The 15,933-nt window shown below is 68.4% G+C and carries 19 protein-coding genes; 6 read left to right on the plus strand and 13 right to left on the minus strand.

Translation table 11 applies throughout. From position 1 onward, the window contains the following. On the plus strand, positions 1 to 256 hold a 256-nt coding region (locus tag FHS74_RS27760), incomplete at its 5' end, for a PIN domain-containing protein (RefSeq protein ID WP_484549474.1). Between the two features lie 23 nt (positions 257 to 279). Here the strand turns inward: FHS74_RS27760 and FHS74_RS27765 are convergent. The 7 genes from FHS74_RS27765 to FHS74_RS27795 form a co-directional block, all read right to left on the minus strand. Next, complete coding sequence (locus FHS74_RS27765; RefSeq protein ID WP_184807518.1) at positions 280 to 1,563, minus strand: DUF3363 domain-containing protein; 1,284 nt, start codon at positions 1,561 to 1,563, stop codon at positions 280 to 282. A gap of 234 nt (positions 1,564 to 1,797) precedes the next feature. Further along, positions 1,798 to 2,352, minus strand: a complete 555-nt coding sequence (locus FHS74_RS27770) for a lytic transglycosylase domain-containing protein (RefSeq protein ID WP_184807519.1) — start codon at positions 2,350 to 2,352, stop codon at positions 1,798 to 1,800. A 164-nt stretch (positions 2,353 to 2,516) separates the two neighbouring features. Continuing rightward, positions 2,517 to 3,035, minus strand: a complete 519-nt coding sequence (locus FHS74_RS27775; protein WP_184807520.1) for a S26 family signal peptidase — start codon at positions 3,033 to 3,035, stop codon at positions 2,517 to 2,519. Next, positions 3,032 to 3,517 (minus strand): DUF2840 domain-containing protein, encoded by a 486-nt coding sequence (locus tag FHS74_RS27780; protein ID WP_184807521.1) that lies wholly within the window; start codon positions 3,515 to 3,517, stop codon positions 3,032 to 3,034. Before FHS74_RS27780 ends, FHS74_RS27775 begins: the two co-directional genes overlap by 4 nt. Continuing rightward, the gene (locus FHS74_RS27785; protein ID WP_184807522.1) at positions 3,514 to 3,756 is read right to left on the minus strand and encodes a hypothetical protein; all 243 of its coding nucleotides are present in this window, start codon (positions 3,754 to 3,756) and stop codon (positions 3,514 to 3,516) included. Before FHS74_RS27785 ends, FHS74_RS27780 begins: the two co-directional genes overlap by 4 nt. After that, the gene (locus FHS74_RS27790) at positions 3,753 to 3,902 is read right to left on the minus strand and encodes a hypothetical protein (protein WP_184807523.1); all 150 of its coding nucleotides are present in this window, start codon (positions 3,900 to 3,902) and stop codon (positions 3,753 to 3,755) included. The genes FHS74_RS27785 and FHS74_RS27790 overlap by 4 nt, the downstream gene beginning before the upstream one ends. After that, positions 3,866 to 4,447 carry a ParB/RepB/Spo0J family partition protein gene (locus FHS74_RS27795; RefSeq protein ID WP_184807524.1) on the minus strand — a complete coding sequence of 194 codons (582 nt, stop codon included), beginning with the start codon at positions 4,445 to 4,447 and terminating at the stop codon, positions 3,866 to 3,868. Before FHS74_RS27795 ends, FHS74_RS27790 begins: the two co-directional genes overlap by 37 nt. 404 nt (positions 4,448 to 4,851) lie before the next feature. On the opposite strand from FHS74_RS27795, the gene FHS74_RS27800 reads away from it, so the two are divergent. Beyond that, positions 4,852 to 5,124, plus strand: a complete 273-nt coding sequence (locus FHS74_RS27800; protein WP_184807525.1) for a helix-turn-helix transcriptional regulator — start codon at positions 4,852 to 4,854, stop codon at positions 5,122 to 5,124. On the opposite strand, the gene FHS74_RS27805 is transcribed toward FHS74_RS27800, so the two are convergent. Next, the gene (locus FHS74_RS27805) at positions 5,114 to 6,370 is read right to left on the minus strand and encodes a tyrosine-type recombinase/integrase (RefSeq protein ID WP_184807526.1); all 1,257 of its coding nucleotides are present in this window, start codon (positions 6,368 to 6,370) and stop codon (positions 5,114 to 5,116) included. The genes FHS74_RS27800 and FHS74_RS27805 overlap by 11 nt on opposite strands. 318 nt (positions 6,371 to 6,688) lie before the next feature. Continuing rightward, a complete protein-coding gene (guaA, locus tag FHS74_RS27810) occupies positions 6,689 to 8,251 on the minus strand; it encodes a glutamine-hydrolyzing GMP synthase (RefSeq protein WP_184807527.1) in 1,563 nt (520 codons plus the stop codon). A gap of 242 nt (positions 8,252 to 8,493) precedes the next feature. On the opposite strand from guaA, the gene FHS74_RS27815 reads away from it, so the two are divergent. The 4 genes from FHS74_RS27815 (at position 8,494) to FHS74_RS27830 (ending at position 11,073) form a co-directional block, all read left to right on the plus strand. Beyond that, on the plus strand, positions 8,494 to 9,561 hold the full coding sequence (locus tag FHS74_RS27815; RefSeq protein ID WP_184807528.1) for an alpha/beta hydrolase: 1,068 nt from the start codon (positions 8,494 to 8,496) through the stop codon (positions 9,559 to 9,561). A gap of 233 nt (positions 9,562 to 9,794) precedes the next feature. Beyond that, on the plus strand, positions 9,795 to 9,932 hold the full coding sequence (locus FHS74_RS27820) for a hypothetical protein (protein ID WP_184807529.1): 138 nt from the start codon (positions 9,795 to 9,797) through the stop codon (positions 9,930 to 9,932). A gap of 82 nt (positions 9,933 to 10,014) precedes the next feature. Beyond that, on the plus strand, positions 10,015 to 10,158 hold the full coding sequence (locus FHS74_RS27825) for a hypothetical protein (protein WP_184807530.1): 144 nt from the start codon (positions 10,015 to 10,017) through the stop codon (positions 10,156 to 10,158). A 204-nt stretch (positions 10,159 to 10,362) separates the two neighbouring features. After that, positions 10,363 to 11,073, plus strand: a complete 711-nt coding sequence (locus tag FHS74_RS27830; protein WP_184807531.1) for a GNAT family N-acetyltransferase — start codon at positions 10,363 to 10,365, stop codon at positions 11,071 to 11,073. A 43-nt stretch (positions 11,074 to 11,116) separates the two neighbouring features. Here FHS74_RS27830 and FHS74_RS27835 read toward each other — a convergent pair whose 3' ends face one another. From FHS74_RS27835 to FHS74_RS27850, 4 genes are all read right to left on the minus strand, one after another. Then, on the minus strand, positions 11,117 to 11,701 hold the full coding sequence (locus FHS74_RS27835) for a GNAT family N-acetyltransferase (RefSeq protein WP_184807532.1): 585 nt from the start codon (positions 11,699 to 11,701) through the stop codon (positions 11,117 to 11,119). 111 nt (positions 11,702 to 11,812) lie between these two features. Further along, complete coding sequence (locus FHS74_RS27840; RefSeq protein WP_184807533.1) at positions 11,813 to 13,198, minus strand: RsmB/NOP family class I SAM-dependent RNA methyltransferase; 1,386 nt, start codon at positions 13,196 to 13,198, stop codon at positions 11,813 to 11,815. Between the two features lie 195 nt (positions 13,199 to 13,393). Continuing rightward, positions 13,394 to 14,869 carry an IMP dehydrogenase gene (guaB, locus tag FHS74_RS27845; RefSeq protein ID WP_184807534.1) on the minus strand — a complete coding sequence of 492 codons (1,476 nt, stop codon included), beginning with the start codon at positions 14,867 to 14,869 and terminating at the stop codon, positions 13,394 to 13,396. Between the two features lie 230 nt (positions 14,870 to 15,099). Further along, a complete protein-coding gene (locus FHS74_RS27850; protein ID WP_184807535.1) occupies positions 15,100 to 15,822 on the minus strand; it encodes an RlmE family RNA methyltransferase in 723 nt (240 codons plus the stop codon). Positions 15,823 to 15,933: the final 111 nt, after the last annotated feature.

Raw genomic sequence — 15,933 nt, forward strand, 5'->3', positions numbered from 1 at the left:
GGCGGCAATCGAGGCCCGGGTGCAGGCGAGCTTTGATGCCCTGGCGGACCGGATCCTTCCTGTCGACCGCGAGATCGCGGCCCTATGGGGCAGGTTGTTGGGCACCAACGATAAACATACCGACGACACCGGATTGGCAGCCACCGCCCGCATCCATCGGCTGATCCTTGTTACCCGAAATACCGCCGACGTGGCCGGGCGGGGCGTTACCACCCTCGACCCCTACTCTGCGTCTCCCCGGATACGGCCCGCCTGACGCACCCCCTTTGGCCTATCCGACTATCCCGGCGTAGGTCCACGGCCCACGGGGAATCCCCAATCGGCGGTCCAATCCTGCTCCTGGGGTGAAACCACCAGTCCTGTCCGATGACGGGTAACCCGGACCGTGCCACCGACGGGCAAGCTCGAACTATTGAGGTCGGCGCCCAAGCGCAGGTAGTGGGACCGCCCCTCCTGGTCTTGGACAATGATGAACGGCCGGCCCGTCAACTCGTCGTCCAAGCCCTTGGCGGTGATTTGACCGACGATGGGGTGGGCCGGCCCCTCTTGCCCATGGACTACCACGTCACCGACCGCACGGCCCAGCATCTGGTTCACGGTCCGAATGATGTCGCCGCGGCGGCCCATCGCCTTCAGCGTGGGCTCCGCCTCTTCGGCCAGGCGCCAGCGCCCTTCCCCGTCAGTCGAGGCCAACCCCAGGGTCTGCAATCGCTGCAGCCGGCCGATGAGCAAGCCCTGCACCCCTGCCCCATCGCCCCGGCCCGATTCTGATCGCATGTCGATGACGCCGGTGGGATCGGTGGTGGCCACCCGAGCCAGGGTGCGGTCCAACTGCGTCCAGCGCTCGGCCTCCACCTCCCGCGCCAGCTTGGTCCGGATCTCCCACTCCGAGCGCGGCCCCAGTTCCAGGGTGGCCAGTTCCTGGGCCCGTGCCCGCAGGCCCTGGGTGATGTAATTGCGGTGGATGACCAGGTCGCGGCCGGCCTCGTCCTTGCCACGCACGATCAGGTGGACATGGGGGTTGTCGGTGTTCCAGTGGTCGACGGCCACCCAGTCCAGCTTGGTGCCCAGGTCGCGCTCCATGGTCCGCACCAGGTCGCGGGTGTAGGCCCGCAGGTCGGTGAGGTCGGCCGCATCCTCCGGGCTGACGATGAAGCGGAAGTGGTGGCGGTCCTCCGCCGTCCGGTTGACGAACGTCCGCACGTCGGCGTCGTCGGGGTCCGCGCTGAACATCCGGGCCGGCTGGCCGTCCTTGGTCACGCCTTCCCGGCGCAGATAGGCCAGGTGGGTTCCCAGCGGCGCCCCCCGCCGGCCGTGGCGGACGATGCGGGCCTTGACCACGACGCGGCGCCCGCGCTGGGCCAGGAGGCCCCGGCTGAGCTTCCAGGCCATGCCGGCCCCCCGGCCAGCCATTGAGTGCTTGGAGCGGGTGGAGATGACGCCCGCCTGCTCCCGCGCCACCAGCACCTTGGCCTTGAACAGGCGGGGCTGCCGCTCCGCCCGGAAGCGGCCCAGGCGGGGGCGCAGGAATGCGTCAGCGTCACGGTCACTACGGCACCGCATGATGCCCCCGTGCCAGGAAATCCCAGGCAATCCGCCCCTCAGCGGGCGCGACCGGCACGGCACCACGAAGCTGGCACCGTCCAGACGCCAGGCAATCTGCCGCTGACAGCCCGTAAAATCCACCCCACGGCACTGCCTTTAATCTTGCCGTCCGTCGTCCATCGGGGTGGCAAGCGTCGATCCCCCGCCCCTCGCCGCCGATCAACGCCCCGCCCTCGCCGTCGCGCTGGCCTCTCATGGTGCCCTCTCGGCGTGGCTCAGCACGACAAACAGCCCTTGGTCCCGCGCCAAGGGCTCACTTGGGGCTTGGGTCCATGGCCGCAGCACCTGGGCGACATAGCGCTGGGTTGCCGCCGGGAGCGGCTGGCCGGTACGGTAGTGCGCCAGCACACGCGCGGTCCCGGCGTGGTAAGCGGCCAGGGCGTCCACAGGCCCGAAGCGCTCCCGCAGGTCGGCCAGGAGGGCGGCACCGGCCAGCAAGTTGTCGCGCACCTGGTAGGCGCTGGCGCCCAAGTGCAGCCGGGCCCGCAAGGAGGCCCAGGTCCCAGGCAACAGCTGTGTCAGACCCATGGCCCCGGCCGGTGAGGTCGCGACCGGGTCGCCGGCGCTTTCCACCGCCACCACGGCCATCAGCAAGGACGGCGGCAGGTGGAAGCGCTCGGCTGCTTCGGTGATCTCGACCCGCCAGCGTCCGGCCTCCCCCACGCAGGGCGGCGAAGGCTGCAACGGCGCGAACAGCGGACTGGCGGTGGCGAGGCCGCAGGCGGCGGCCAGGGTCAGGACGGGCATGGCGGTCTCCGATACGACAGCGACGACGGGAGGAGCGGAGCGTGGCCCTCAGCCACCGGGCTCGCCCGCGTCAAGGCCAAGCGCCGCTTGACCTTGACCCCGGCTGCGCGCGGCGGCGGACTGGAGGGCGGTCGGGACGACAGGATGGCAAAGGATGGGCGGCGTCATGGGTCCCGCCTCACCCAGAACGGGATCGCCTGGCCCAGGACGGCGGTGAGCGGCGTCGGTCCAAAATACCTTCCGTCCAGCGCGTCGGTACGGTCGGGGTTCAGCAGCAACACCTCGCCGGGGAACAGCCGCCGGCAGCCGCGCCAGGCGGTGAGGGGCCGGCCCCGGCCATCGGCCTCCAGCGCCCGCGCCAGAGGGCGTCGGTCCACCAGCATCCAGCCGGCGCGGCCACAGACCTGCTGCCCCGCCACCGCCGCCACCGGCTTCAGCAAGGGCATGCCCAGGGGTAGGTAGCCGCGATCCGCAAAGAGGCGGGCCTGAGCGGCATCGGGCCGCACCAGCAGATAGGCGCCGGGGGCCAGGCCGCCATCCGCCAGGGGGCGGAGGCGATAGAGGCCGAGGGGCGCGCTGGCGGTGGCGTTCCACACCAGTACAGGCCAGCGGCCTGGCGTGGCGAGGATCAGCAGTAGCACGGCGGCCAGGCCCGCCAGCAGGAGGACAATCCGGCGCGTCATGCCCCCACCCCCCGGCGCCGGCACAAGGCGGCATGCTGATCCCGGCCATAGCGCCGGGGGGCTTGGCCACAGGCCAGGCGGTTGTGGGCATGGCGCCAGTAGTCCGGCGCCACCGCCGCCGGGTCGAAGCCATCGGCCTCCAGCATGTCGACCAGTTCCAGCGTGCGCTTCACCCGGGGCCAGCCCGACAGGCGCAGCAGGCTGTCACCCCCAGGATCGACGCCGGGAACGGTGACGCACCCCTCCCCGGCGGCACAGGCCCGCAGGATGTCGATGCGGGAGAGCACGGTGCCGTGGGCGTTGCCCTCCCACCGCACATAGCCGAACACGGCACCGGGGGCGAAGAACAGCAGGCGCCGCCGCCGGTCCAGCACCTGATCCGCCACCGGATGGCCGAAGCGCAGCCAACGCTCGATCCAATCGCGGTGGAACACCAGTTCGACACTGATCAGGGAGCCACCCAGGGAAGCCGGCGCGATCATGACGGCCCCGCGCCGAAGCGCTCCTCCAGCATCGCGCGCAGCAGGTCCGCCACGGTGACACCCTGACGGAAGGCCGCGACCTTGATGCGGCCGCGCAAGGCCGGCGTGACGTCGATGGTCAGGCGGGCGCTGTAGGCCTCGGCCTTGGGCGCGGTGCGACCCTTGCCGTCGCCATCGACCCAGCGCTGGGCATCGTCGCGCGGACGGGCCGCGAGCACGGGGGCGGGCCGGCGGGTCATGGCCGCCCCCGCAGCACCTCGGCGGCCAGCGCCGCCACCTCGCGCACCGCCGGCGAGGCCCGGTCGATCTCCCGCGCCAGCAGGCCGGACCCCGCCGCCTCGGCGTAGATCACCCGTTGGGCCAGGCTGGCCTCCAGCGCCGGCACGCCCAGGCTGGCGATGGCGCGCTTGACCTCCCGGGCGATGCGGGTGCGCACCACCCGGCGGTTGACGACGAAGTCAGCCGGGCGGACACCGCGCCCAGCTTGAGGCGCTGCTTCACCGTCCGCTCAGCCACGCCGAAGCGGGCTGCGATCTCCAGGGCCGGCAAGCCCTCGGCGGCATGCAAACGGTGGAAGGCCTCGAACTGGTCCGCCGGATGGGGCGGAACGTAGCTGTTCTCGGCCAGGCTGACCTCCAGGGCGTTGGCCGTCCCCAGCAGGGCGCAGGGGATGGGGGCCGCCTTGGGCAGGCGCTTGCGCTGGGCCAGGAGCTTGAGCGCCGCCAACCGGCGCCCACCGGCCACCACCTCATAGCGCCCCGTCTCCTGCCCCTGGCCATCGAGGACAGGCCGGACGGTGAGGTTTTGCAGCAGGCCATGAGCGGCGATGCTGGCCGCCAGTTCCTCCAGCCCGCTGTCGCGGGCGGTCTTGCGCATGTTGGCATCCGAAGCGCTGAGCTTGGACAAAGGCAGGGTCAAGAGCTCTCCCATGATCGTCTCCATCGGTAAAATCCCGCCGGGAAGCACCCGTGCGTGCTTCCCGGAGGCGGGCGACCGCGCGGGGGGAGAGGGGGGCGAGCGCCGACGCGCCCGGCCGGGTTGCCAGGACGGGCGGGACCGTCGCCGCCTCCGTGATCATGACCATAACGCCGGGCCTGCGCGGCCGCGGCCCTGCCGGGCGGCGCCCGGCGCTCGCGGGGGAGAGGGGGCGAAGGGCCCACTCTCCCATACGGAAGGAGAGCCTCAGGAAAGCTGTGGGACCTTCACATCGTCATTAGCGCAGGCGCATGCCAATTTTACGACAGGCCCGCCAATTGATCTCCTATCCTGAGAATTCTCGCACTTGACCTGAATAATCCGCTTCAATCGCTTCAGGTCATCAGGAGGTGGACGACATGAAACGATTGGAAAGTCACGGCCAAACGCGGACGATACGCCGGCATCAATTGCGGGAAATCGTACCGCTCGCAGATACGACCATCTATGACATGGAGCAGCGTGGTGAATTCTCGCAGCGTTTCTACCTCACATCACGCTGCGTGGTGTGGGATCTGGGCGAGGTTGAAGCCTGGCTTGAGGCGCGCCGGCAGGCGTCACGGGCCAAAACTATTAATCGTGCCCCAGCCCCTGACGTGAAGTTGCGAAAGACCAGGCCCGTCAAGCGGTAGGCTCTGGCGCCAAAAGGTCCATTGCTGGCGGCAGCAGGGTCGGGAGGTATTTCCTCCCTGCCGCCCAAGCGTCGACCAAGTTGGCCCATTCCTGCAGCATGTGCCGGCGCTGATGTTCGTATTCCGCACGGTTGTATGTACCTCGTGAGGACCGGCTATCCTCATGGGCAAGGCACTTCTCTATCCAATCGCGGTTGAAGCCCAACTCGTTCAGGAGAGTGGAGCCCGTCCGCCGAAGGTCGTGGACGGTGAAGGCCGCCAGCGGCAGTCCCTCCTTCTCCGCGCGCGCCACAACCGCTGTGGTGATGCGGTTGAAGGTCGCCCGGGACATTGGCGCATCCGCATCATAGCGCGAGGGCAGTAAGTACCGCGAACCGCCAGCGCAGGTCTTGAGCGCGATCAGGATATCGATGGCTTGTTGGGCCAAGTACACATTGTGCGGCTTGGCCCGCTTCATCCGCTCTTTCGGAATAGCCCAAACCGCATTCTCAAAGTCGACCTCGTCCCAGGTTGCGTCCAGCAGTTCACTCTTGCGCACCATAGTGAGCAGGATGAACTTAAGGCCGAGCCGGATGGTGGGCAGCGTGGGGACATGTTCCAACTGCCCCAGCATGAGCCGTATCTCCAACGGCGACAGCGCCCGGTCCTTCGGGACAAAGGTAGCGATGGACGCCGGGTTGACGCTCTCGGCAGGGTTCGCCACCTTCTCGCCATGCAGGATGGCGAAGCCATAGATGAGCTTCACAATGTCCCGGACCTGCACAGCCGTGGCGGGAGCGCCGCGCGCTTTCACCTTCGCACACATGGCACGGACATCATCTGACTCGATTTCAGTCAGCAGTCGGTTCCGGAATGTGGGAAGGATGTCCCGTTCATAAATGATCCGCCGCATCGCGCGCGTGCTATCGGCCATTCGGGCCTCCTGCAGCCAGCGCTCACCAAACTCGCCAAAGCGTTTGGCCTCCTTGAGGCGGCGCTTTTCCCGCTGTTTCTCTTGGGCTGGCGACCGTCCTTCCAGAACCGCCCGTCGGGCTTCGATCACCTTATCTCTGGCACGCGCCAGGGACAGGTCGGCCGCGCCATATCGACCCAACGTCACGGACTCCCGCCTTCCGTTCAGGTGATAGTCCAGCCTGAACACAATCGTGCCCGACGGCTGGACGACGACGTACATACCGTCACGGTCCGAGACCTTGTATGCTTTTGCCTTTGGTTTCAGTGCCTTGATACCAGCGTCCGTCAGCATTCTGGGCCTCCGACATCGGCAAAAGCGCGATAGCGCCGCCAAAAAATACCGTCAACCCAAAAGGGCCTTGGCACCCAGGCATTTTATCCTTTTAGTTCAAAGCACTGAGGTCAAAAAAATACCGTCAGGGGCTCGATATCCCCTGACGGTATCTTCACTTGGCGCTGTCGGCAAGAGCCGACATACCGTCAGCCAGACCGTCAACCGCGAGGCTAGCCCCGCGATCGGCCTTGATAGATGCCGACGGATTATTCAAGTATTTTCAGTGGGTTATGTCGTACTTTAGCGTACTGTCGAGTGCTCACGCGGAGGCAAAAATCACTCCCACTCGATGGTGCCCGGCGGCTTGCTGGTGATGTCGTAGGTCACGCGGTTGATGCCGCGCACCTCGTTGATGATGCGGGTCGCCACCCGGCCCAGGAACTCATGCGGGAAGGGGTAGTAGTCGGCCGTCATGCCATCGACCGAGGTGACGGCGCGCAGGGCGCAGGCGTAGTCGTAGGAGCGGCCGTCGCCCATCACACCCACGGTGCGGACCGGCAGCAGCACGGCGAACGCCTGCCAGATGGCGTCATAGAGGCCGGCGTTGCGGATTTCCTCCAGGTAGACCGTGTCGGCCTTGCGCAGGATTTCCAGCTTCTCCGGCGTGATCTCGCCGGGGATGCGGATGGCCAGGCCCGGGCCCGGGAAGGGATGGCGGCCGATGAAAGCCGGGGGCAGGCCCAGTTCCACGCCCAGGCGGCGGACCTCGTCCTTGAACAGCTCGCGCAGCGGCTCCACCAGCTTCAGGTTCATGCGTTCCGGCAGGCCACCCACATTGTGGTGCGACTTGATGGTGACGCTGGGGCCGCCGGTGAAGCTGACGCTCTCGATGACGTCGGGGTAGAGCGTGCCCTGGGCCAGGAAGCCGGCGCCGCCGATCTTCTTGGCCTCAGCATCGAACACGTCGATGAAGGTGGCGCCGATGGTCTTGCGCTTCACCTCCGGGTCGCTGACGCCGGCCAGCTTGCCGAGGAACAGGTCGGCCGCGTCCACATGCACCAGCGGGATGTTGTAGTGGTCGCGGAACAGCGTCACCACCTCATCCGCCTCGCCCGCCCGCATCAGGCCGGTGTCGACGAAGATGCAGGTCAGCTGCTCGCCGATGGCCTCATGGATCAGCACGGCGGCGACCGAACTGTCGACGCCGCCGGACAGGCCGCAGATCACCCTGCCGCTGCCGACCTGGGCGCGGATCTTCTCGATGGCCTGGGCCTTGAAGGCGGCCATGGTCCAGCTGCCGCTGAGGCCGCATACCGAGAACAGGAAGTTGCGGATCAGCGCGTCGCCATGCGGGGTGTGCACCACCTCCGGATGGAACTGCACGGCGTAGAAGCGGCGGTCATCGTCGGCGATGATGGCGTAGGGCGCGCCCTCGCTGGTCGCCACGATGCGGAAACCTTCCGGCAGCCTGGCGACGCGGTCGCCGTGGCTCATCCACACCTGCTCGCGGGCGCCGACCTGCCACACGCCCTCGAACAGGGCGCAGGGCTCCTTCACGTCGACGAAGGCGCGGCCGAATTCGCGGGTCTCGCCCGGCTCGACCTTGCCGCCCAGCTGCTCGCACATGGTCTGCTGGCCATAGCAGATCCCCAGGACGGGCAGGCCACTGGTGAAGACGATGCCCGGCGCACGGGGGCTGCCCTCTTCCGTCACCGAGGCCGGGCTGCCCGACAGGATGATGGCCTTGGGCGCGTAGGCCTGGATGGCCTCCTCGGACATGGAGAAGGGATGGATCTCACAGTACACGCCCGCCTCACGCACCCGCCGGGCGATGAGCTGGGTCACCTGAGACCCGAAATCGAGAATGAGGACCCGATCGGACGTCGTCTCTGTGGCCATGGCCTTATCCATATGATGGGGGTTGCGAGGGTGGCCGCACGCTAGTCCAAGGCACCCGGGACAGCAAGCGCCGGACGGGCAAGGGCCCCCCGCGCTGAACGCGGGCGAAACCTCGGGCCCAAGGTCCCGGGAGCATGAGCGGGACATTCATTTGTTATTTTGCTAAATAACAAACTATGAAGTCTACTTCCGGGTTCGACCAGCCCTGCCCTCGCCCACGAGCCTTCAGGAGATGATGCCCCATGCCCACAATCCATCCCACCCACCCCCGCCTCCGGGGTTGGGGCCCCGCCTTGCTGGCCTCCCTGTCGCTGACGCTTGGCCTTGGCACCCAGCCCGCCTTCGCCCAGGTGGCCGACACACCCGCCGCCGCCAGTGCCCCCACTGCCGCCGCCCCGGTGGGAGAGGTCAGCATAGCCGGGGGTGCCGCGCCGCTCTACGGCACCTACTTGAGGCCAGAGGGGTGGCGGGGAGGCGTTGCGGTGCTGATGCAGGCGGGCTCGGGCCCATCCGACCGCGACGGCAACGCCACGACGCTGCGGGTTCGCAGTGACGTGCTGAAGCTGATCGCCCAGGGCCTGGCGGCCCATGGCATCGCCAGCCTGCGGGTGGACAAGCGCTGCATCGCCAAGAGTGCTGCCGCCTGCCCCGGCGAGGACAAGCTGCGCTTCACCACCTATGTCGATGATATGACCGCCTGGGCGCGCTTCCTGGCCCACCAGCCGCAGGTGCGCTGCGTCATGCTGCTGGGCCATTCGGAGGGGGCGACCATCGCCACCCTGGCGGCGACGCGGCTGGCGGCGGAGGGCGTGGCGGTTTGCGGCGTGCTGTCGCTGTCCGGCGCCGGCCGCCCGTTCGAGGACATTCGGCTGCAACAGTTGCGCGACCGGGGCGCGCCACCGGACGTGCTGGGCCAGGTGGCCACCATCCAGGCGGCGCTGAAGGCAGGCCGGACGGTGGATGACGTGCCGCCGGGATTGAAGGCCCTCTACCGACCCAGCATCCAGCCCTACCTCATGTCCATGGACGCCGTCAGCCCGACGCAGGCGGCAGCCGGCCTGACGGTGCCGTTGTTGGTTCTGCAAGGGGAAACGGACCTGCAGGTCAGCGTCGAGGACGCCCACCGGCTGGCCCAGGCCCAGCCAACGGCCACCCTGGCCCTCATTCCCGGGGCCAATCATGTGCTGAAAACGGCGCCGGCGGAGCCCAAGGCCAACATCGCCACCTATGCCGACCCCACCCTTCCCCTGGCCCCCGGGGTGATGGAAGCCATCACTGCCTTCATCGACCAGGCGGCGCCCGGGAAATAGCGCCGTAACCGAACATCCGCCAACCGTCCGGAAACGGACAGTGTCCGAGAGCGGACAGTATGCGATGGGTAAATCTCTCATTAAGTCGCCAACATGGCGACTTAATGGCAGGAAAGCGGTTCACGTTCGGTTGATGCAGGCCATAACATCAGGATTTTCGCCATCTTCAACGACTGGCACGCCCTTTGCTTTTGTAGGGGCAACACCGACCCACCATCCTGATGGAGATGAAAATGACCACCTTCACCGTGGCCCCCCGCACCGCTTCCTTCCGCTTTTTCAAGGTGTTGCCGTCCATCGAGAGTGTCGAGACGGTCGCCATGCTGGCCGTCGCCCTGGTGGTCGCCGCCAGTATCAACGCGATGCTGTAAGCCACCCGCCCAACCAACCCACGTTTCGACCAACGACCATCGCCCGACCAGCGATCCTACACATCACAAGGGGATATCGATCATGACCACCGCCACTGCCGCCGCCAATGCCACCCGGACCACGTCCTCCTTCGGCTTCGCCGCCCGCCTCACCGCCCTGGTCGAGGCCGCCGGCATGCTGTCCATCGCCGCCGTCGCGGCCTTGTGCATCAACGCCATGCTGTGACGCTGGTTCAAGACCCCGCGCGCCTGGCCTTGAAGCCGGCGCGCCGGCCGGAATCGCGGCGAAACGAAAAGGCCTTCTTCCCTGCGGGGGGAGAGGGCCTTTCGCTTTCCGGGCCGGGCGGCAGGCACCACCGGTAGACCTTTGCCCCTTGCGCCAACCCACCCGCATGCCTATCCAAAGGGGGCAACGATTGGGGGATTCGCTTTGGCCGACCTGACCCTGTTGGATAATCCGGTGTGGAACGCCCTGACCACCCTGCACCAGCCCCTGGGTGTGGCGCGGGGCCTGGCCGCACGGTACGCCGAGGACATCTCCCCCCTCGCCAGCCTGGCGGAACCGACAGCGCAGGCGCTGGCCGACCTGACAGCCCTGGTGCCGGCCGGGCGCGCCATCGGCCTGGTGACGCCGATGGCGGTGGACACCCTGATCCAGGAGGGGCCGGCCGATGCGTGGCAGGTGCTGCGGGCGCGGGAAATCGACCAGATGGTGTGCGAGACGCTGGTCGCCCCGCCGACATCCGCCACCGGCCCGTTGCTGACCTTGGGAGTCGATGACGTGCCCGACATGGTGGATCTGGCCACCCGGACGGAGCCCGGGCCCTTCCTGCCCGGCACCATCCGCATGGGCGTCTATTCCGGCCTGCGCAGTGAGGACGGCCGGCTGATGGCCATGAGCGGCCAGCGCATGCACCTGCCGGGCCTACAGGAGGTCAGCGCCGTCTGCACCGACCCGGATTTCCGTGGCCGGGGCCTGGCCCAGGCCCTGGTCGGCGCGGTGGCCGCCAGCATCGTGGCGGCGGGCAAGACGCCCTTCCTGCATGTGAAGACGGAGAACGGGTCCGCCAAGACGGTCTATGAGAGGCTGGGCTTCCGCGTGCGTCGCTCCATGCACTTCACCGTGTTGCGCAGAACCTGAAAGGCCCGGGCGCGACACCCGACACCGGCGTTCAAGATGGCCCTCACCGCTCGCTGTACGACGACAGGCGGGCCAGCGGCGCCAGGTCCAGCCAGCCATAGGCGACCTCCGTCAGGCGGGCGCCGGCGAAGGTGATGGGCTGTTCGGCCAAACGACCGCCCCCCAGGCGTTCATAGAACCAGCGGGCCGGATTGTCGCGCAGCACCCAGACACAGGCGGAGCGCATGCCCGACGACAGCAGCTCCGTCGCCATGGCGGCCATCAGACGGCGGCCATGGCCCTGGTTCTGGGCGTGGTCGTAAAGATAGATGGCGTAGAACTCGCCCTCATAGCCCCGTATCTCGGTACGCTGGGGGCCGCAGGTGGCGAAGCCCACCACGCCGGTGGCGGGCAAGCCGTCGGCGGCGATGTTCTCCCCCATGGCGACAAAGGTGCGGCGCTGACGCCCGGCCAGCAGGCCGCGCCAACGCGCCGCGTGCGCCTCGGGCGACAGGCCCACCAGATAGTCGTCGGGCAACTGCCCGGGATATGTCGTGCGCCAGCTGGCGACATGGACGCGGGCGATGGCGGCGGCGTCCGCCACCGTCGCGTGCCGCACCAAACCGATTTCCGCCGGACCGTGAGCCATAAACCGCCCCTCGTTCCCGTTACCGCTTCCACCATCCTGCCGCAGATTCCCGCGGCCCGCCAGAGGGTGGCGCGAGGGAGGGTGGTGTTGGTCGGGGCCCGGGGCGGGGGATCAGGCCTCGGCCGTATCCTCCACGGCTTCATCCGCCGCTTCAGTGCCTTCGGCGGCCCCCGGGGCCGCCTCCTGGCGCACCATGACGGCGGCGAAGAAGCCGTCGGTGTCGTGGCGGGCGGGGGACAGCGACAGCATGTCGCCGGTGCTGGGCGGCGTGCCCATACCCTCTGGCCAGGCTTCCTGGATGGGCATCAGGGTGAAGTCCGGATGGCTGGCCAGGAAGGCCGTCACCTGGTTCTGGTTCTCCTCCGGCAACAGGGAGCAGGTGGCGTAGACCAGCCGGCCGCCGGGCCGCACCAGACGGGCGGCGCTGTCCAGGATTTCCGCCTGCAAGGGCAACAGTTCCGACAGGCCCGGGCCCAGCTGGCGCCAGCGGGCGTCGGGGTTGCGGCGCCAGGTGCCGGTGCCGCTACACGGCGCGTCCACCACCACGCGGTCGAAGCGGCCCTTGTGCCGCTTCACCCAGGGGTCGCGAGCGGACTTCAGCGGCCGCGTCTCGATGTTGTGCAGGCCCGCCCGGCGGAACCGCTCCTGCGCCCGCTTCAGCCGGCCATCCAGCACGTCACAGGCGACCACGCGGCCCTTGTTGGCCATCATGGCGGCGATGGCCAACGTCTTGCCGCCGGCGCCCGCACAGAAATCCACCACCTGTTGGCCCGGCTGCGGGTTGGTGGCGAAGGCCACCAGCTGTGAGCCCTCGTCCTGGATTTCCAGCAGGCCGTCCTGGAAGGCCTTCAGCGTGGCGATAGGGAAGCGGTTGCGCACACGGATGCCCAGCGCGGAGATGCGCGTGGGCTCGGCAGTCACGCCCGCCTTGGCCAGCGCGGCCAGCGCCTGCTCGCGGGTACCCTTCACCGGGTTGACGCGCAGATCCATGGGGGCCGCCGTCAGCATGGCCTGCATTTCCGGCACGAAGCGGTCGCCCAGGGCCTGGCGCAGCGTGTCCGCCGCCCAGTCCGGCACCTCCGCCCGCACGGCGTCCGGCTGCTGCGGATGGTCCAGGGTGTGGGTTTCCAGTTCCTGGATCAGGGCGCGCTCATGCGCCTCCAGCGGCATGGGCGCGAACTTGCCGCCGTTGAAATGCTCCGCCACCGAGGCCGCACCGCGGCCCCGGGTCAGCAGTTCGTCGGCGATCAGCAGGGCGCGGGCATCCACCGCCGGCTGGCCCTCTCCGCCATATCCCGCCCGGTTCAGCCACCAGTGCAGGCGGGCCCAGCGGCGCAGGATGCCGTAGACCTTCTCGGCCACGTCTGTGCGGTCCTTGGCGCCGATGTAGCGGCGGGCGCGGAAGAAGGCGCTGGCCACGGCATCGGCGGGGCGCGGCGTGGCCAGCACCTCCGCCAGAAGGTCGATGGCCGCCTGCAGGCGGGCGGTCGGGGTCATGGGTCTTCTTTCTCGGTGCCTCAAACGCCGGCCGGGCGCATCCGCGCCCTTGGCTTATCCTCAGTTTCCAGTCCGCTTCGCTCCCCGGAAACTTCCGGCGGCCGCCCATCTTCCTGAAAACAGGGTCGGGGCCTACAGCGGCATGAGGCATGCCTCATGCCGCTGGGAAAGGAGGGCCTGAACGGACTTCGGAAATCAGCCCGGACGGTAGTTCGGCGACTCGTTGGTGATCTGGATGTCGTGGACATGGCTTTCACGCAGGCCCGCGTTGGTGATGCGCACGAAGCGGCAGTTGGTCTGCATCTCGGCCAAGGTGCCGTTGCCGGTGTAGCCCATGGCGGCGCGCAGGCCACCCACCAGCTGGTGGATGACGCTGCCCACGGGGCCCTTGTAGGGCACGCGGCCTTCCACGCCTTCCGGCACCAGCTTCAGGGTGTTGCTGACCTCCGCCTGGAAGTAGCGGTCGGCGGAGCCGCGCGCCATGGCGCCCACCGAGCCCATGCCGCGATAGCTCTTGTAGCTACGGCCCTGGTACAGGATGACCTCGCCCGGGCTTTCGTCCGTGCCGGCGAACATGCTGCCCAGCATGGCGCAGTCGGCGCCGGCGGCGATGGCCTTGGCCAAGTCGCCGGAATACTTGATGCCGCCGTCGGCGATGACGGGGATGCCCCGCTCCCGGCAGGCGTCCACCACGTCCATCACCGCCGTCAGCTGCGGCACGCCCACGCCGGCGACGATGCGGGTGGTGCAGATGGACCCCGGGCCGATGCCCACCTTGATGGCGTCGGCGCCGGCGTCGATCAGCGCCAGGGCGGCGGCCCCGGTGGCGACGTTGCCGGCGATGACCTGGGTGTAGTTGCTGAGCTTGCGGGCGGCCCTCACCTGGTCCAGCACCTTGGCGGAATGGCCATGGGCGGTATCGACCACCAGCACGTCCACGCCGGCGTCGAACAAGGCCTCGGCGCGGGCCAGGCCGTCGGGGCCGGTGCCGGTGGCGGCGGCGACGCGCAGGCGGCCCTTCTCATCCTTGCAGGCGTTGGGGTGCGACTGCGCCTTCTCGATGTCCTTGACCGTGATCAGGCCGATGCAACGGTAGGCGTCGTCCACCACCAGCAGCTTCTCGATGCGGTGGCTGTGCAGCAGGCGCTTGGCCTCGTCCTTGCCCACGCCCTCGCGCACGGTGATCAGGTTCTGATGCGTCATCAGTTCCGACACCGGCTGGTGCGGGTTGGTGGCGAAGCGCACGTCGCGGTTGGTCAGGATGCCGACCAGCTTGCCGGCGGCGCCGTTCTCCACCACCGGGATGCCGGAGATGTGATAGCGCGCCATCAGGCCCAGGGCGTCGGCCAGCGTCGCGTCGGCGGCGATGGTGATGGGGTTGACCACCATGCCGGATTCAAAGCGCTTCACCCGGCGCACTTCCTCGGCCTGGCGCTCGATATCCATGTTGCGGTGGATGACGCCCATGCCGCCGGCCTGGGCCATGGCGATGGCCAGCGCCGCCTCGGTCACCGTGTCCATGGCGGACGACAACAGGGGGATGCCCAGCTCGATGGTCTTGGTCAGGCGGGTGCGGGTGTCGACCTCGCCCGGCATGACGCTGGACGCCGCGGGCTCCAGCAGGACGTCGTCGAAGGTCAGGGCTTCGCGAATTTGGAGCGCACGGGTCATGAACCATCTCCCTAGGCGGCCGACCCAGGTGCAGCGGGTGGCCAGGCGTCAGATACAGGTATGGGACGACCCACCCGTCCCCAGGCGGGGGGCCGGTCGAGTCATCCAGGGCTTAAGGTTCGACGCACTATACACGCGCTAGGTCGCTTGTGAACCCACCAGATATGGGGCAAATCCGCGATGGCAGGTCTGCGCCGTTCTCACCCCTCCCACGGTGGCGGGCGACGCATTCAGTCCTCTTCCGGGATGTAGGCGCCTTGGCTGGCGGTGCGGCGGAAGCCGGTGGCGACCACGTAGGTCTCCGAACTGTCGGCGCGGCTGGCCGCCGGCTTGGCGTGGCGGACCACGGCGAAGTCACGCTTCAGTTGGTCCAGCAGGCCGCGTTCCGCCCCGCCCTGGAACAGCTTGGCGACGAAGGCGCCGCCGGGGGCCAGCACCTCGGCGGCGAATGCATAGGCGGCATCGGCCAGGGCCATGATGCGCAGATGGTCGGTCTTGGGATGGCCGGTGGTAGGGGCCGCCATGTCGGACAGCACCACGTCGGCGGGGCCGCCCAGCGCCTCCTTCAGGCGGTCGGGCGCCTCGGGCAGCAGGAAGTCCATCTCCATGGTGATGGCGCCCGCCACATCCTCCATGCCCAGGATGTCCAGGCCCACGACCTTGGCGCCGCGCACCTTCTCCACCGCCACCTGGGTCCAGCCGCCGGGGGCGGCGCCTAGGTCGACCACGCGGGTGCCGGGGCGCAGCAGGTGGTACTTCTCATCCAGCTGCAGCAGCTTGAAGGCCGCGCGAGAGCGGTAGCCGCGCTTCTTGGCCTCCGCCACATAGGGATCGTTCAACTGGCGTTCCAGCCAGCGGGCGGAAGAGACGGAGCGCTTGGCCTTGGTCTTGACGCGCACGGTCAGGCCGCGCCCGCTCAGCTTGCTGCCCAGATCCTTGGTGCTTTTGGTCATGGTGATGGAAAACCCGGTTTGGCGGACCGGGCCCGCGGCCCCGTCATCTTCGGCGAATCAAAACATGGAATCGAACCGCGGATATTGGTCGCCACAGCCGTAAAGGCAAGG

The organism is Nitrospirillum iridis (genome assembly GCF_014205765.1).
GTDB lineage: Bacteria > Pseudomonadota > Alphaproteobacteria > Azospirillales > Azospirillaceae > Nitrospirillum > Nitrospirillum iridis.

Bases quoted from the DNA above. Each gene is read 5' to 3' on its own strand.
- FHS74_RS27765 (WP_184807518.1), bottom strand. From the start codon at position 1,563: ATGCGGTGCCGTAGTGACCGTGACGCTGACGCATTCCTGCGCCCCCGC.
- FHS74_RS27770 (WP_184807519.1), bottom strand. From the start codon at position 2,352: ATGCCCGTCCTGACCCTGGCCGCCGCCTGCGGCCTCGCCACCGCCAGT.
- FHS74_RS27775 (WP_184807520.1), bottom strand. From the start codon at position 3,035: ATGACGCGCCGGATTGTCCTCCTGCTGGCGGGCCTGGCCGCCGTGCTA.
- FHS74_RS27780 (WP_184807521.1), bottom strand. From the start codon at position 3,517: ATGATCGCGCCGGCTTCCCTGGGTGGCTCCCTGATCAGTGTCGAACTG.
- FHS74_RS27785 (WP_184807522.1), bottom strand. From the start codon at position 3,756: ATGACCCGCCGGCCCGCCCCCGTGCTCGCGGCCCGTCCGCGCGACGAT.
- FHS74_RS27795 (WP_184807524.1), bottom strand. From the start codon at position 4,447: ATGGGAGAGCTCTTGACCCTGCCTTTGTCCAAGCTCAGCGCTTCGGAT.
- FHS74_RS27800 (WP_184807525.1), top strand. From the start codon at position 4,852: ATGAAACGATTGGAAAGTCACGGCCAAACGCGGACGATACGCCGGCAT.
- FHS74_RS27805 (WP_184807526.1), bottom strand. From the start codon at position 6,370: ATGCTGACGGACGCTGGTATCAAGGCACTGAAACCAAAGGCAAAAGCA.
- guaA (WP_184807527.1), bottom strand. From the start codon at position 8,251: ATGGCCACAGAGACGACGTCCGATCGGGTCCTCATTCTCGATTTCGGG.
- FHS74_RS27815 (WP_184807528.1), top strand. From the start codon at position 8,494: ATGCCCACAATCCATCCCACCCACCCCCGCCTCCGGGGTTGGGGCCCC.
- FHS74_RS27820 (WP_184807529.1), top strand. From the start codon at position 9,795: ATGACCACCTTCACCGTGGCCCCCCGCACCGCTTCCTTCCGCTTTTTC.
- FHS74_RS27825 (WP_184807530.1), top strand. From the start codon at position 10,015: ATGACCACCGCCACTGCCGCCGCCAATGCCACCCGGACCACGTCCTCC.
- FHS74_RS27835 (WP_184807532.1), bottom strand. From the start codon at position 11,701: ATGGCTCACGGTCCGGCGGAAATCGGTTTGGTGCGGCACGCGACGGTG.
- FHS74_RS27840 (WP_184807533.1), bottom strand. From the start codon at position 13,198: ATGACCCCGACCGCCCGCCTGCAGGCGGCCATCGACCTTCTGGCGGAG.
- guaB (WP_184807534.1), bottom strand. From the start codon at position 14,869: ATGACCCGTGCGCTCCAAATTCGCGAAGCCCTGACCTTCGACGACGTC.
- FHS74_RS27850 (WP_184807535.1), bottom strand. From the start codon at position 15,822: ATGACCAAAAGCACCAAGGATCTGGGCAGCAAGCTGAGCGGGCGCGGC.